This is a genomic window from Streptomyces sp. NPDC024687 (assembly GCF_055559055.1).
This window is the reverse complement of the sequence record NZ_JBVHLJ010000001.1, coordinates 825,279-839,669: the sequence shown is the minus strand read 5'-3', so window position 1 is coordinate 839,669 and position 14,391 is coordinate 825,279. Positions and strand designations below refer to the sequence as shown.

Annotated in this window: 12 protein-coding genes and 1 pseudogene; 8 read left to right on the top strand and 5 right to left on the bottom strand. The window is 71.8% G+C overall.

Annotation, left to right across the window (positions count from 1 at the left end):
- Positions 1–39 precede the first annotated feature (39 nt).
- Positions 40–1,065 (top strand): ATP-binding cassette domain-containing protein, encoded by a 1,026-nt coding sequence (locus ACZ39I_RS03735; RefSeq protein WP_467242571.1) that lies wholly within the window; start codon positions 40–42, stop codon positions 1,063–1,065.
- Positions 1,062–1,877: an ABC transporter permease gene (locus ACZ39I_RS03730; protein WP_467242568.1), complete on the top strand. Its 816-nt coding sequence runs from the start codon at positions 1,062–1,064 to the stop codon at positions 1,875–1,877. The genes ACZ39I_RS03735 and ACZ39I_RS03730 overlap by 4 nt, the downstream gene beginning before the upstream one ends.
- 19 nt (positions 1,878–1,896) lie before the next feature.
- Here ACZ39I_RS03730 and ACZ39I_RS03725 read toward each other — a convergent pair whose 3' ends face one another.
- Positions 1,897–5,274 carry an AfsR/SARP family transcriptional regulator gene (locus ACZ39I_RS03725; protein WP_467242565.1) on the bottom strand — a complete coding sequence of 1,126 codons (3,378 nt, stop codon included), beginning with the start codon at positions 5,272–5,274 and terminating at the stop codon, positions 1,897–1,899.
- 550 nt (positions 5,275–5,824) lie between these two features.
- Here ACZ39I_RS03725 and ACZ39I_RS03720 point away from each other — a divergent pair.
- A complete protein-coding gene (locus ACZ39I_RS03720; RefSeq protein ID WP_467242563.1) occupies positions 5,825–6,592 on the top strand; it encodes a site-2 protease family protein in 768 nt (255 codons plus the stop codon).
- Here ACZ39I_RS03720 and ACZ39I_RS03715 read toward each other — a convergent pair.
- Together ACZ39I_RS03715 and npdG are read right to left on the bottom strand one after the other, a co-directional pair.
- Positions 6,577–6,812 (bottom strand): annotated as a pseudogene (locus ACZ39I_RS03715) (hypothetical protein). The gene ACZ39I_RS03720 and the pseudogene ACZ39I_RS03715 overlap by 16 nt on opposite strands.
- 4 nt (positions 6,813–6,816) lie before the next feature.
- Complete coding sequence (npdG, locus tag ACZ39I_RS03710) at positions 6,817–7,524, bottom strand: NADPH-dependent F420 reductase (protein WP_059205912.1); 708 nt, start codon at positions 7,522–7,524, stop codon at positions 6,817–6,819.
- Positions 7,525–7,839: 315 nt separating this feature from the next.
- On the opposite strand from npdG, the gene ACZ39I_RS03705 reads away from it, so the two are divergent.
- Positions 7,840–8,442 carry a hypothetical protein gene (locus ACZ39I_RS03705; RefSeq protein WP_467242559.1) on the top strand — a complete coding sequence of 201 codons (603 nt, stop codon included), beginning with the start codon at positions 7,840–7,842 and terminating at the stop codon, positions 8,440–8,442.
- A 51-nt stretch (positions 8,443–8,493) separates the two neighbouring features.
- On the top strand, positions 8,494–9,792 hold the full coding sequence (locus ACZ39I_RS03700; protein WP_467242556.1) for an MFS transporter: 1,299 nt from the start codon (positions 8,494–8,496) through the stop codon (positions 9,790–9,792).
- On the opposite strand, the gene ACZ39I_RS03695 is transcribed toward ACZ39I_RS03700, so the two are convergent.
- Positions 9,793–10,023, bottom strand: a complete 231-nt coding sequence (locus tag ACZ39I_RS03695) for a hypothetical protein (protein WP_467242553.1) — start codon at positions 10,021–10,023, stop codon at positions 9,793–9,795. It abuts the gene before it with no gap.
- Positions 10,024–10,081: 58 nt separating this feature from the next.
- Between ACZ39I_RS03695 and map the strand changes: the two genes are divergently transcribed.
- Complete coding sequence (map, locus tag ACZ39I_RS03690; RefSeq protein ID WP_467242549.1) at positions 10,082–10,939, top strand: type I methionyl aminopeptidase; 858 nt, start codon at positions 10,082–10,084, stop codon at positions 10,937–10,939.
- Positions 10,940–11,167: 228 nt separating this feature from the next.
- Here map and ACZ39I_RS03685 read toward each other — a convergent pair whose 3' ends face one another.
- Positions 11,168–11,812 (bottom strand): PhzF family phenazine biosynthesis protein, encoded by a 645-nt coding sequence (locus ACZ39I_RS03685; RefSeq protein WP_467242546.1) that lies wholly within the window; start codon positions 11,810–11,812, stop codon positions 11,168–11,170.
- A gap of 157 nt (positions 11,813–11,969) precedes the next feature.
- On the opposite strand from ACZ39I_RS03685, the gene efeO reads away from it, so the two are divergent.
- Together efeO and efeB are read left to right on the top strand one after the other, a co-directional pair.
- The gene (efeO, locus tag ACZ39I_RS03680; RefSeq protein ID WP_467242543.1) at positions 11,970–13,121 is read left to right on the top strand and encodes an iron uptake system protein EfeO; all 1,152 of its coding nucleotides are present in this window, start codon (positions 11,970–11,972) and stop codon (positions 13,119–13,121) included.
- Between the two features lie 10 nt (positions 13,122–13,131).
- Positions 13,132–14,388 (top strand): iron uptake transporter deferrochelatase/peroxidase subunit, encoded by a 1,257-nt coding sequence (efeB, locus tag ACZ39I_RS03675; RefSeq protein ID WP_467242540.1) that lies wholly within the window; start codon positions 13,132–13,134, stop codon positions 14,386–14,388.
- Positions 14,389–14,391 lie beyond the last annotated feature (3 nt).

Below are 14,391 nucleotides of genomic sequence, written 5' to 3'. Positions count from 1 at the left end.
GTCGGTGGTTTGTCGGTGGCGGCTGGCACCGTCCTCGGTATGACGCGAATCGACAAGAACCCCAAGAGCGGGGACTCCGCCGTTTCCGTGCGGGGGCTGGTCAAGCACTACGGCGAGACCAAGGCGCTGGACGGCGTCGACCTGGACGTGCGCGAGGGCACCGTGATGGGTGTCCTCGGGCCGAACGGCGCCGGCAAGACCACCCTCGTACGCATTCTCTCCACCCTCCTCGCCCCGGACTCCGGACAGGCCACGGTCGCCGGTTACGACGCCGTACGGCAGCCCCGGCAGCTGCGGCGGGTGATCGGGCTCACCGGGCAGTACGCCTCGGTGGACGAGAAGCTGCCCGGCTGGGAGAACCTGTACATGATCGGGCGGCTGCTCGACCTGCCCCGCAAGGAGGCCCGCTCCCGGGCCGACGAGCTGTTGGAGCGGTTCTCGCTCACGGACGCGGCGAAGCGGCCGGCGAGCACCTACTCCGGCGGTATGCGGCGCCGGCTCGACCTCGCCGCCTCGATGATCGGCCGGCCCCAGGTGCTGTTCCTGGACGAGCCGACCACCGGTCTCGACCCGCGCACCCGTAACGAGGTGTGGGACGAGGTCAAGCGGATGGTCGGGGAGGGCGTGACCGTCCTGCTGACCACGCAGTACATGGAGGAGGCCGAGCAGCTCGCCTCCGAGCTGACCGTCGTGGACCACGGCAAGGTCATCGCCGACGGCGCCATCGAGGAGCTCAAGGCGAAGGTCGGCGGCCGCTCGCTGCGGGTACGGCCCGTCGATCCGCTGCAGCTGCGGCCGCTCGCCGGGTGGATCGACGAGCTCGGCATCACCGGGCTGGCCACCAGCACGGTGGACACCGACGGCGGCGCCCTCATCGTCCCCATCCTCAGCGACGAGCAGCTGACCGCCGTGGTCGGCGCGGTCACCGCGCGCGGTATCACCCTCTCCTCCATCACCACCGAACTGCCCAGCCTGGACGAGGTGTTCCTGTCCCTCACCGGCCACCGTGCCAGTGCCCCGCAGGACACCGTCCCCACCGACACCCGCGAGGAGGTCGCCGTATGAGCGCCGCCACCCTTACCGCCACGGAAGCCGACGCCCGTATCCCGCTGCGCGGCCATCTGCGCCACACCGGCGCCCTCATCCGCCGCAACCTGCTGTGGATCAAGCAGGACCCGGAGTCGATGTTCGACGCCATCCTGTTCCCGGTCATCTTCACCCTGCTGTTCGTGTACGTCTTCGGCGGCTCCATCGGCCAGTCCCTCGGCGGCGGCCAGCAGGCCTATGTGCAGTATGTGGTGCCCGGGCTGATGGCCATGATGGGCATGAACATGGCCCAGGGCGTCGGCACCGGCTTCAACACGGACTTCAACTCCGGTGTCATGGACCGCTTCCGGTCCCTGCCGATCGGCCGCGGCTCGGTGCTGTTCGCCAAGATCGCGGTGGAGCTGATGCGGATGCTGTTCGCGACCGCGGTCCTGATGGTCGTGGGTGTTCTGGTGGGCTTCGACATCACCAACTGGGGTGGTCTGCTCGCGGCGGTGGGGCTGTCCGCCGTCTTCGGCTCGGCCCTGATGTGGGTGTTCCTCACCCTCGGCGTGGTGATGAAGAGCGCCCAGTCCGTGCAGGCCATGGGCTTCCTGGTGCTGATGCCGCTGCAGTTCGGCTCGTCGATCTTCGCACCCACCCAGTCGATGCCGGGCTGGCTGCAGAACTTCACCGACTACAACCCGCTGTCCGCACTCGCGGACGCCGCGCGCGGGCTGATGGTGGGCGGTCCGGCGGCGCACGACGTGTGGCTGACGCTCGGCTGGTCGGCGGCGATCACGGCGGTGATGGCGCCGATCGCCATCCACAAGTTCCGTACGAAGAGCTGACGTTCACCCTGCGTGCGCGTCACACCAGGGCGGCGGCCTCCTGCGGGGAGAGGCCGTCGCCCTCCGCGTACGCCGACTCGTAGGCCGCGTCGCCCAGCACCGCGCGCAGCTCCCGCTCGGCCCTGCCGCGCACGGTGCGCTCGATGGTCGTCGGGGCGTGGCTGGGCGGCAGCAGCGCGTCCCCCGCCCTGAGGCAGCGGGCTCCGTCGCGGGCGCGGGCTCCGCCGTCGGCCCCGGCGAGGGCCAGCCCGGCGGTGTGAAGGTACATGGTGCGCATCTGCGGGGCGATGGTCAGCGCCAGCGGGTCCTCGGACTTCTCCAGCGCCCGGCGGGTCAGGGTCAGGCACTTCTCGTAGCGGCCGTCCCAGGCCTCCAGCCAGGCCTCCGAGCCGAGGATGAAGGCGTCGAAGATGACGAAGTGAGCGATACCGAACTGCTGGCGCAGCAGCTGGAGTTGTTCGCGCGCTTCGGGAATGCGGCCGGTCATGCCGAGCCGGCCGGCCAGGAACATCCGGGCGGCGGGCATCGCCTCGTTGCGGGCGCCGTCCTGATCGGCGATCACCTCATGCAGCAGGAGTTCGCCGCGCTCGGCCTCCCCCGTCTCCAGCAGCGCGCTGCCCAGCCGGGCGTTGAGCACGGACTTCTGGGCGCGGGCGCCGAGTTGTTCGGCCCGCTCGATCGCCCGCTCGTAGTCGGCCGCGGCCTCGTGCCATTCACCCTTGCGCTCATGGGCCTCGGCGCGCGCGGAGAGCGCCTCGGCGGTGCCCCACAGGTCGCCGATCCGCTCGTAGATCTCCAGCGCCTCCTCGGCGTCCTGGATGGCGTCCCCGGCCCAGTCGGAGCGGTTGGCGAGCAGATTGGCCCGCCACTGGAGGGCCGCGGCGAGCTCCCAGTCGTAACCCGGGGTGGTCCGGCAGGTGTCGACGGTCGCCTGGATGACCTTCCGCAGCCGCTCCAGGTCCCCGGTGAGCATGATGGCGAAGAACCACAGGGAGCCCGGCATCCGGCAGGTCTGCGCCATGCCCGGCTCATAGGTGGCGGCGATGGACCGCAGCTTGGTCTGCGCGTGCTGGTTCTGCCAGGCGTCCAACTCGGTGTCCATGCAGGCGAGATGAACGAGATGGGCGCCGCGCCGGGCCTCCTGCAGCACCTCGCCGGTCCAGGGCGGCGGGGTGTCCGTGCAGCGCTCCCACACCGGCGCGGCCGGGCGGACCGGCTCGGTGAAGGGGTCGGGGCCCAGGCCCTGGACGTCACGGGACCAGTTGCGGGCCTCGATGCGCAGGTCGCGCATCTGCCAGTACCAGGCCAGCGACAGGACCAGGCACAGCCCTTCCTGCTCGTCTCGGTCGGCCACGGCCCGGCGCAGGGCGGTGCGGAGGTTCTCGTACTCGCGCTCCAGCCGGCCGATGGCGGCGAGTTGGCAGGGCCCGCGCAGCAACGGGTCAGTGGTACGGGCGAGTTCACGGTAGTACGTCAGATGCGCGCGCTCGGCGTCGGCGCGCAGTCCTTCCACCTCGTCGAGGCGCTCGCCGGCGTACTCGGCGACGGTCTCCAGGAGCCGGTAGCGCATCTCGCCGTCCCCCTGACCCGGTGAAGGCGCCGCCACCACCAGGGACTTGTCGACGAGCGAGCCGAGCGCGTCCAGCGCGACGGGACCGCACACGGCCTCGGCGGCGGCCAGGTCGCACCCGCCGGCGAACACCGACAGCCGCCGCAGGACGTCCCGTTCCTCCTCGTCGAGCAGGTCCCAGGACCAGTCGACGACGGCCCGCAGGGTCTGCTGGCGGGGCAGCACGGTACGGCTGCCGGAGGTCAGCAGCCGGAAGCGGTCGTCGAGCCGGTCGGCGATCTGACGTGCACTCAGCATCCGTAGCCGGGCGGCGGCGAGCTCGATGCCGAGGGGCAGCCCGTCGAGACGCCGGCAGATCTCGGCGCAGGCCGCCGCGGTCTCCTCGTCGGTGTCGACCCGGAATCCGGGCCGGGCGGCGGCACCCCGGTCGGCGAGCAGCCGCAGCGCGACCGGCTCGGGGAGGGGCTCCACGGGTCGCAGCAACTCCCCCGGTACACCGAGGGGTTCACGGCTGGTGGCGAGGACGGTCAGCCCCGGACAGCGCTCCAGGAGCGTCTCCGTCAGCCGGGCCGCCGCGTCGACCACGTGCTCGCAGTTGTCGAGGATCAGCAGCATGCTGCGCCGACCGCAGTGCTCGGCGAGCCGCTCCACGGGGTCGTCGAGCCGCTCGCTCCCGGCGGCGCGCATCGCCTCGGCACCGGCGCCGTACATCACGGTCTCGCGGGCGCCTACGGCGGTGAGTACGGCCTCGGGAACGGCGCCCGGATCGTCGACCGGCGCGAGCTCGGCCAGCCACACCCCGTCCCGGACCACGTCCCCCACGGCCTCGGCGGCCTCCTGCGAGAGCCGGGTCTTCCCGGCCCCGCCCGGCCCGAGCAGCGTGACCAGCCGCGCGCCGGCGAGGTCTCCGCGAATCGCCTCGATGTCGGCTTCCCGGCCGACGAACGAGGTGAGACGGGCGCGGAGGTTGCCGGGGGGCGAGGGTGCGGTCGCGTGCGTCGCGGCCGGGGCGTTTGTGCGGGCGCCACCGTCGGTGCCGCGAACCGCCTCACCCGCGGGTGCTGCCGCAGCGGCCCCCCGGTCCTCGCGGGACGGCTCCGGTCGCAGCAACTCTCCGTGCAGCGCCCGCAGTTCGGCTCCCGGGTCGGCTCCCAACCGGTCCGCGAGCAGCTGTCGTACGGACTCGTAGGCGGCCAGCGCCTCGGCCGTGCGGCCCGTGTCGCGCAGGGCGCGCAGGCGGAGGGCCTGGAGGGGCTCGTCGAGGGGGTGGGTGTCGCACAGGGCGGTCAGTTCGGGCAGAGACTGATCGGCCTGGCCGAGGGCGAGCGCGGCGGTGTGACGGGCGCGCAGGGCATCCAGCCGGCGGGCCTGCACGCGCGCCGCCTCGGCCGTACGGTCGGGCAGATCGGCCAGCGCCGGGCCCCGCCACAGCGCGAGGGCGTCGTCCAGGACCACGGCCGCCTTCGCGGGGTCGCCGTCGGCCAGCGCCCGCATGCCGTCACCGGCGAGCCGCTCGAAACGGTGCAGGTCGATGTCGTCCGGCCCCGCCGTGAGCCGGTAGCCGCCGCCCTCCACCGAGGCGACCGCGTCCGCCCCGAGCGCCCGCCTGAGCCGCCCGACCAGCGCCTGCAGCGCACCGGTCGCGTCGGCCGGCGGGTCGCCACCCCACACCTCGTCCACGAGAAGGCTCACCGGGACGGTACGGCCGGGCCGCAGAGCGAGAACGGTCAGCAGCGCGCGCAGCCGCGTGCCACCGACGGGGACGGACGTACCGTCGGAACGGAGTGCCTGGGTGGTGCCGAGGATGCGATAGCGCACGGGGTCCATTGTCTCCGGTGAGGTCGGGGCCGGTCACGGGGTTACTTCAGCGGGGTGTCGTCGGGCGGGGTCGGGTCGTCGGGCGGGGCGGGTTGTCAGGCGGGACGGGTTGTCAGGCGGGGCAGGTCACCGGGCGGATCGGCTCTTCAACCGGGTCGGGCCCCCAGCCAGGTCGACTCGCCAGCCCCATCTGGCCGCCGGCCAGGCCAGATCGCCGCATGGATCTGGCCCCGGCCAGGTCGGACCGCCGTACGGGCGGGGTCGCTGGGCAGATCGGGCCGCCAGCCGCATTGGTCCCCAGCCAGGTCGGCTCGCCGGCCGTATCTGGCCGCCCGGCGGACCGGGTTGCCGGCCAGGTCGGGCCCCCGGCCGACCTGGGCCCCCACCCACCACGCACCCCAACCCCCGCACCAGCCCCGCCCGCCCGACCCCCACAAGCGCCGCAGGCATGCGCACCCCCCACCCCCCATGGAACCTCCGCCCCACCCCAAGACGTTCTCACCTGTGCCCGGTACCGTCGGGCCGTCCCGCCGCGTGCTCGTCCAGTTCAGGGAGCCCCATGACCACCGCCACCACCCGCCACAGCGACCGGCGGATCAGCCCCGTCTTTGTCGGCATCTGCGCCGTGACGGCGGTGACGGGCTGGGCGACCTGGACCGGATTCGCCGAGCGGACGGACATCGCCGTCTTCCTGTTCGTGACCGGCGCCTGGATCGTGTCCCTCTGTCTGCACGAGTACGCCCACGCCCGCACCGCCCTGCACAGCGGCGACATCACGATCGGCGCCAAGGGCTACCTCACGCTGAACCCGCTGAAGTACACCCACGCCCTGCTCAGCATCGTGCTCCCCGTCATCTTCGTGATCATGGGCGGCATCGGCCTCCCCGGCGGCGCGGTGTTCATCGAGCGCGACCGGATCCGCGGCCGCTGGCGGCACAGCCTGATCTCCGCGGCGGGTCCGCTCACGAACGTCCTGTTCGCCGTCGTCTGCACGGCCCCGTTCTGGCTGGACGCCCTCGACGGCGTACCGCCGGTGTTCCTCTACGCGCTGGCCTTCCTCGCCCTGCTCCAGGTCTCCGCCGCCATCCTGAACTTCCTCCCGGTCCCGGGACTGGACGGCTACGGCGTCCTCGAGCCCTGGCTCTCGTACGAGGTCAAGCGGCAGATCGAGCCCTTCGCCCCCTTCGGCCTGCTGTTCGTCTTCGCACTGCTGTGGGTGCCGCAGGTCAACAGCGTGTTCTTCGACCTGGTCCACGCGGTCCTGAACGGACTCGGGGTCAGCGACCTGGAGGCGTCGAACGGCTGGAGCCTCTACCGCTTCTGGTAGGCGTCGATCCTGCCGCGCTTGACGTAGTACCAGCACATGTTGGACGACAGCCCCGCCAGCAGCACCCACACGATCCCCAGCCAGCTGCCCTGGACGAAGGACACGACCGCCGCCGCGACGGCGAGGAGGCAGACGACGAGGGCGTAGAGGGCGAGGCGGGGCATGGGATCGGGCTCCTGTCGGGGGACACTGCTGCGCTACGGCGTCCAGTGTCCCCCATCGGCTCACACGTCCGTGACCCGCAGCCCCGCGTGCGCCTTGTACCGCCGGTTGACCGAGATCAGGTTGGCGACCAGCGACTCCACCTGGTGGGCGTTGCGCAGCCGGCCCGCGAAGATGCCGCGCATACCGGGGATACGGCCGGCCAGCGCCTGCACGATCTCCACGTCGGCCCGCTCCTCGCCGAGCACCATGACGTCGGTGTCGATCTCCTCGACCTCCGGGTCCTGGAGCAGCACGGCAGAGAGATGGTGGAAGGCGGCGGTGACCCGGGAGTCCGGGAGCAGGGCCGCCGCCTGTTCCGCCGCGCTACCCTCCTCCGGCTTCAGCGCGTAGGCGCCCTTCTTGTCGAAGCCGAGCGGGTTGACGCAGTCGACAACGAGCTTGCCGACGAGTTCCTCGCGCAGCGACTCCAGCGTCTTGCCGTGGCCGTCCCACGGCACGGCGACGATCACGATGTCGCTGCGGCGCGCGGTCTCGGCGTTGTCGGCGCCCTCGACCCCGTGCCCGAGTTCGTCGGCGGCGGCCTGGGCGCGGTCGGCGGCGCGGGAGCCGATGATCACCTTCTGCCCGGCGCGGGCGAGCCGGTAGGCGAGGCCCTTGCCCTGCGGCCCGGTCCCGCCGAGCACGCCGACGACGAGCCCGGAGACGTCGGGAAGGTCCCAGGGGTCCTTGGCGGGAGCCTTCTGTGCAGCACTGTCGGTAGAGGTCATGGGCCCGACTTTACGTCCGCCCCGGCAGCCCCGGCCGGTCGGGTGAGCGGCGTCACGGGCACCCGCCCGAGGGGGGATCCGCTCACGGGCGCCGAGATCCCCGGCCTCGTCGCGGAGCCCGACGGGCGGGCGTCGACCCGGGACAGGTCAGAGCGCCCGATCCGGGCCGGAGCTCGCAGCAGGCGGCGGACGGGCCTTCGGCGATGCGCGCCGGGCCTCGGGGGGCCGTCGTCCTCGGTGCCGCTCTGCCCGGTTCGGGCGAATCCGGGCCGAACCACCGGCCGCGCACGTCCGCTTGCGGCAGGATGCGACCCCATGGACGCCGTACGGGTCGCGCTGCTGCGCGAAGTGCTCGCCGGGACCGAGTGGTTGGGAGCCACGCGGCGGTTCGCGGGCGTGCTGCGCGGGTCGGTGGTCTCGCACGGCGGCGGACTGCTCCTGGTAGGCACGCCGGAATACGAGCCGTGGCACCTGGCGGCCCATCTGGTGGACGAGGCCGCCTGGTCGGGCACACCGGAGCTGGCCCCCACCCTCGTACGCCACGACGCGCGCCCCTCCGACCCCGCGCATCTGTCGGTCGGTCCTGGCCGGCTCACGGCGGCCCGGCGCGGCGAGACCCTGCTGGTGGTGTCCCCGGACCGGCCGGGCGCCCCGCTTCTGGAGCAGGTCCATGACGCCCGGCGGGCCGGCGCGACGGTCCTCTCCCTCGGCCCAGGTGAGGGCGAACTCGCCGCGATGGCCCACGAGTCGCTGGCCGTGCCGGAGGGCACGGACCTCGATCTGGACACCGTGCAGCACCTGGTGAGCGCGGCGGCCGGCGAGAACGCCGTGCCCACGCCCAGGGGCCGGCGGCGGTTCCGGGACCGGCTGTCGAGACTGGCCGACCAGCTGACGGCGCCGCCTCCGGCCCGCTGGTAGCCGCGAAAAGCAGTTGCCGCACCGGGAGGCCTCCCCGGACCATGGCGAGTCGTGACCGACGACGCCCCCGCACCCCCTTCCGGCCTTCGCGCGATGCTCCCGGACCTCGCCCCCTGGCGGGCCTCCCAAGACTTCCGGCGGCTGTGGTACTCGGGGCTGATCTCTAACTTCGGCAGCTTCCTGACCTTCGTGGCACTGCCGGTGCAGCTGAAGGACCTGACGGACTCGGCGGCGGCGGTGGGCGCGATCGGGGCCGTGGAACTGCTCCCCCTCCTCGTCTTCGGGCTGTACGGCGGCGCGCTCGCGGACGCGTGGGACAAGCGGAAGCTGATCGTGTGGACCGAGGCGGGGCAGGGCCTGCTGAGCGCGGCCCTGCTGCTCAACGCGCTGCTCCCGCACCCCGCCGTCTGGCCGCTGTACGTCGTCGCCGCCCTGTCCTCCGCCCTGGTCTCGGTGCAGCGTCCCGCGCTCGACTCCCTCTGGCCCCGGATCGTGGCCCACGAGCACCTGCCGGCGGCGGCCTCGCTGAACTCCTTCCGCTGGACGGTCGGCGGGGTCGCGGGCCCGGCGCTGGCAGGCGTGGTGGTGGCCTACGCGGGCCTCGGCTGGGCGTTCGGCGCGGACCTGCTGACCTTCGCCGTGTCCGTCGTCCTCGTCGTACGGATCGCGGCGTCCCCCGCCTCCCACGAGGCGGCCAGGCCGTCGCTGAGGGCCATCGCGGAGGGCGCGCGCTATGCCTGGAGCCGCAAGGAACTCCTCGGCACCTACGCCGTCGACCTCGCCGCGATGTTCCTGGCGATGCCGCTGGCCGTGCTGCCGTTCCTCGCGGACGAGCTGGACGCCGAGTGGTCGCTGGGCCTGATGTACGCGAGCGTCCCGCTCGGCGCGCTGCTGGTGAGCCTGGTCAGCGGCTGGACCGCGCGGATCCACCGGCACGGGCGGATGGTGGTCCTCGCGGCGGCTCTGTGGGGCCTGGCGATCGCGGCGGCTGGGACCATGAGCAACGTCTGGCTGGTGCTGCTGTTCCTGACCGTGGCCGGAGGCTGCGACATGGTCAGCGGGATCTTCCGGGGGATCATGTGGAACCAGACGATCCCGGACGAGCTGCGCGGGCGGCTCGCCGGGATCGAACTGCTGTCGTACTCCGTGGGCCCGACCGTCGGCCAGGTCCGCAGCGGTGGTTTCGCCGCGTGGTGGGGCGTACGGACGTCCGTCTGGTCGGGCGGGGTGCTGTGCGCCGGGGCGGTGGGCCTCCTGGCCCTGTGCCTGCCGAAGCTGATGACGTACGACGCCCGGACCGACGAGCACGCGGCCCGGGTGCGGGACCAGAGGACCGCGGCCCAGGTGTGATCAGTCGTCCTCCCGGCCCGCCGCCGGGGTGTCGTGCCACTTGGGGTCGTTCTCCCACTCGAGGTTGCGCTCGCGGGCCGTCTCCATGGCCTGCTCGGCCTCCTTGCGGCTCGCGTACGGCCCGAACCGGTCCTTGGCCGGACACTCGGGCCCTTCCTCGACCTTCTTGTGCTCCAGGCAGTAGTACCACTCGCCCGGCTTGCCGACCGTGCGCTTCTTGAACAAGGACATGACCTGCTCCTCTCGCCTCCGACATGTTCCCCCATCGCCGCTGGATAGACTCGTCGCCATGTCTGGCCAGTCGCTGCTCGTGCCCGGGGACCTGTCCCCCATCCGTTCCGTGCCCGGAAACATCCGTCGCCCCGAGTACGTCGGCAAGCCCGCGCCGACGCCGTACACAGGGCCGGAGGTGCAGACCCCGGAGACCGTCGAGGCGATGCGGATCGCCGGCCGTATCGCGGCGCGGGCGATGGCGGAGGCCGCGAAGCTGATCGCTCCCGGGGTGACGACCGACGAACTGGACAAGGTGGCGCACGAGTACATGTGCGACCACGGCGCCTACCCGTCGACGCTCGGCTACCGGGGTTTCCCGAAGTCCCTGTGCACCAGCCTCAACGAGGTGATCTGCCACGGCATTCCGGACTCCACCGTGCTCCGGGACGGCGACATCATCAACCTCGACGTGACGGCGTACATCGGCGGGGTGCACGGCGACAACAACGCGACGTATCTGGTGGGTGACGTCGACGAGGAGAGCCGGCTGCTGGTCGAGCGGACCCGGGAGTCGCTGGCCCGCGCGATCAAGGCGGTCAGGCCGGGCCGCCAGATCAACATCATCGGCCGCGTGATCGAGTCGTACGCCAAGCGCTTCGGCTACGGAGTCGTCCGCGACTTCACGGGCCACGGCATCAACTCCTCCTTCCACAGCGGCCTGATCATCCCGCACTACGACAGCCCGCACGCGACGACGGTCATCCAGCCCGGCATGACGTTCACGATCGAGCCGATGCTGACGCTCGGGACGCACGAGTACGAGATGTGGGACGACGGCTGGACGGTCGTCACGAAGGACCGCAAGCGGACGGCCCAGTTCGAGCACACGCTGGTGGTGACGGAGACGGGCGCGGAGATCCTGACGCTGCCGTAGTCCTGTTCCCGGGTGGCCGACCGAGTGACGGCGCTTCGGGTACGCGGCGTCGGCCCGGTGGCGCGCGCTGGAGCGGGACCTGGCGTATCTGCGGGGACCGCAGCGGCGGTCGAACCTGTCCGCATCGTGGCGAGTCCAAGAGGGCCCTCGCGCTGGACAGCGGGATGTTCCGGGCACTCGGCCGAGACGTTCCCGCTGTCCGCGTGAGCCGCGTGAGACGCGTGAGCCTCAGCGTTCCAGGAGGACGCGGCCTCCCACCTCGACCCAGTCCCCCGGCTGCGGAGCCGTGAGGATCTGGGAGCCGGCGCCCTGGACGATGTTCAGGGCGCGCCCCAGTTCGGCGGTGAGCTGGAGAGCGGCGGCACCGGTGGCCTCGTCCTCCTCGACACCGTCACCCCGGCCGGGGAAGCCGCGGGCCCTGATCCGCCCGGCGGCCTCGTCCTCCCAGGCCCAGGCGTAGATCCAGTCCCCCGTCGAAGGGACGGCCAGATCGTCCACCTCGGCGGCGGTGGCGTACTGCCGGAACGTCCGAGGCGCGGCCCATTCGGCCCGCGCCTCGATCCAGCTGAACTCCCCGTCGAGCCGGGTACCGACGACGCCTGCGGGTGTGACGAGTTCGGGCACGTCGAGCAACCAGGCGGCCCCGACGCACGGATATCCGGCGAAGGCCAGCCGTACGGAGGGCGTGTAGATGTCGATGACGCCCCGCTCGGGGTCGTCGACGAACACGGTCTCGCTGAACCCGAGCTTCGCGGCGAACGCCTGTCGCTCGTCCGGGTCCGGGATCGCGGACCCCTCGCGGACGACCCCCAGCTCATTGCCGTAGCCGCCGTTCGGCGCGCAGAAGACGCGCAGCACGTCGTAGTCAGTCACGGGGGAATTGAAGCATCCGCGCAGGTCCCGTACCTCCACGTGCCTCCGGAGCTGAGTCTTTGACTCCGACTTGACCCTTACTTGGCAATTGCTTTGGGCCATACATAGATAAGCCTCAGATAAGTTAGGCGAGCCTATCCAACCCTCAGGAGCTCGTATGCGCGCCGCCAGACTGTCCGTCGTCACCGTCACCGCCGTGGCGGCCCTGACCGCCGTCACGGGATGCACGGAGAAAGCGAGCTCCGGCTCCGGCGACAGCGACCGCGTGATCAATGTGACCGCCACGGACAGCAAGTGCGAGATCTCCAAGAAGGAGTTCCCGGCCGGCCACGTGGAGCTCGCGATCGAGAACAAGGGCTCCAAGGTCACCGAGGTCTACGTCCTGTTCCCGGACGACCGGATCGTCACCGAGCGCGAGAACATCGGCCCGGGCACCAAGCAGAAGGTCACCGCCGAGGTGAAGGCCGGCGACTACACGATCGCCTGCAAGCCCGGCATGAAGGGCGACGGCATCCGCCAGCAGGTCAAGGCCACCGGCGGCACCGCGGCCAAGCGCGACCCGCGGCTGGACGCGGCCGTCGCCGCGTACCGCAAGTACGCGCAGGAGCAGGCCGACGCCACCCTGCCGCTCGCGAAGACCTTCGCCGCCGCGGTCAAGGCGGGCGACCTGGAGGCCGCCAAGAAGGCGTACGCCCCCTCCCGCATCGGCTGGGAGCGCACCGAGCCGGTCGCCGAGTCCTTCGGGGACATCGACCCGAAGGTCGACGTGCGGGCCGACGGCCTTGAGGACGGGCAGAAGTGGACCGGCTGGCACCGGCTGGAGAAGTCCCTCTGGCAGGACAAGAAGATCACCGCCGAGGACAAGACGCTCGCCGACCAGCTGATCACCGACCTCACCGACTGGCAGAACCGGGTCGGCAAGGCGGACATCACCCCGACCTCCATGGCCAACGGCGCCAAGGAGCTCCTCGACGAGGTCGCCACCGGCAAGGTCACCGGCGAGGAGGAGCGCTACTCGCACACCGACCTCGTCGACTTCAAGGCCAACGTCGAGGGCGCCGAGAAGTCGTACGCGCTGCTCAAGCCCGTCGCCAAGGAGAACGACGCGGCCCTGGTCACCGAGCTCGACAAGCAGTTCGCGGCGCTGAACACGCTCCTTGACAAGTACCGCGCCGACAAGACGTCGTACGACTTCACCTCGTACGACAAGGTCGGCGACGGCGATCGCAAGCAGCTGTCGGACGGGGTCAACGCGCTCGCGGAGCCGCTGTCCAAGCTCGCCGCCGCCGTCGTCACCAAGTCCTCCTGAGGCAGGGGCCATGACGGACGCAGAGAACACCACGGCTCCCTCGCGCCGCGCGCTCATCGGCTGGGGCGGGGCCGGGCTCGCGCTCGGTGCCGCCGCGGCCGGTGGCGCGGTCGCGATGACCCGCACCGGGGACGACATCACCCCGACCGCCGCCGAGGCCGGTGCCGCCGTGGAGTTCCACGGCACCCACCAGGCGGGCATCGCCACGCCGGTGCAGGACCGGCTGCACTTCGCCGCGTTCGACGTGACGACCGACGACCGCGCCGAGTTCGTGCAGATGCTCAAGGACTGGACGGCCGCGGCCCGGCGGATGGCCGAGGGGAAGGCGGTCGGGGAAGGGGCGTACGGCGGTCTCGCCGAGGCGCCGCCGGACGACACCGGCGAGGCGCTGGGGCTCAAGCCGTCGCGGCTGACCCTGACGATCGGCTTCGGGCCGTCCCTGTTCGGGAAGTTCGACCTCGCCGACCAGCGCCCCGAGGCGCTCGTCGACCTCCCCCAGTTCGCCGGGGACAACCTCGACAAGAACCGCAGCGGCGGCGACCTGTGCGTCCAGGCCTGCGCGGACGACCCGCAGGTCGCCGTGCACGCGATCCGCAACCTCGCCCGGATCGGCTTCGGCAAGGTCGTCATCCGCTGGTCGCAGCTCGGCTTCGGCAAGACCTCGTCCACCACGCCCGACGCCCAGACCCCGCGCAATCTGATGGGCTTCAAGGACGGTACCCGCAACATCGCGGGCACGGAGACGGACCGTCTGAAGAAGTTCGTGTGGGTGGACTCCAAGGACACCAAGGACGCCCCGTGGATGAACGGCGGCTCCTACCTCGTGGCCCGCCGCATCCGCATGCACATCGAGACCTGGGACCGCACCTCCCTCCAGGAGCAGGAGGACATCTTCGGCCGCGACAAGGGCGAAGGCGCCCCGGTCGGCAAGGCCAAGGAGCGCGACAAGCCGTTCCTGCCGGCGATGAAGCCCGACGCGCACGTACGGCTCGCGCACCCCGACTCCAACGGCGGGGCGACGATCCTGCGGCGCGGCTACTCCTTCACCGACGGCACGGACGGCCTCGGCCGGCTGGATGCGGGGCTGTTCTTCCTGGCGTACATGAAGGACGTCCGGGAGGGCTTCATCCGTATCCAGCGTCATCTGGCCACCGACGCGCTCAACGAGTACATCCAGCACGTGGGTTCGGCGGTCTTCGCCGTCCCGCCCGGCGTCCGTGACAAGGACGACTGGTGGGGCAGCACGCTGTTCCCCGAGGAGGCCTGACCC

Bases quoted from the DNA above. Each gene is read 5' to 3' on its own strand.
- ACZ39I_RS03730 (WP_467242568.1), top strand. From the start codon at position 1,062: ATGAGCGCCGCCACCCTTACCGCCACGGAAGCCGACGCCCGTATCCCG.
- ACZ39I_RS03720 (WP_467242563.1), top strand. From the start codon at position 5,825: ATGACCACCGCCACCACCCGCCACAGCGACCGGCGGATCAGCCCCGTC.
- ACZ39I_RS03705 (WP_467242559.1), top strand. From the start codon at position 7,840: ATGGACGCCGTACGGGTCGCGCTGCTGCGCGAAGTGCTCGCCGGGACC.
- npdG (WP_059205912.1), bottom strand. From the start codon at position 7,524: ATGACCTCTACCGACAGTGCTGCACAGAAGGCTCCCGCCAAGGACCCC.
- map (WP_467242549.1), top strand. From the start codon at position 10,082: ATGTCTGGCCAGTCGCTGCTCGTGCCCGGGGACCTGTCCCCCATCCGT.
- efeB (WP_467242540.1), top strand. From the start codon at position 13,132: ATGACGGACGCAGAGAACACCACGGCTCCCTCGCGCCGCGCGCTCATC.
- efeO (WP_467242543.1), top strand. From the start codon at position 11,970: ATGCGCGCCGCCAGACTGTCCGTCGTCACCGTCACCGCCGTGGCGGCC.
- ACZ39I_RS03695 (WP_467242553.1), bottom strand. From the start codon at position 10,023: ATGTCCTTGTTCAAGAAGCGCACGGTCGGCAAGCCGGGCGAGTGGTAC.
- ACZ39I_RS03725 (WP_467242565.1), bottom strand. From the start codon at position 5,274: ATGGACCCCGTGCGCTATCGCATCCTCGGCACCACCCAGGCACTCCGT.
- ACZ39I_RS03735 (WP_467242571.1), top strand. From the start codon at position 40: ATGACGCGAATCGACAAGAACCCCAAGAGCGGGGACTCCGCCGTTTCC.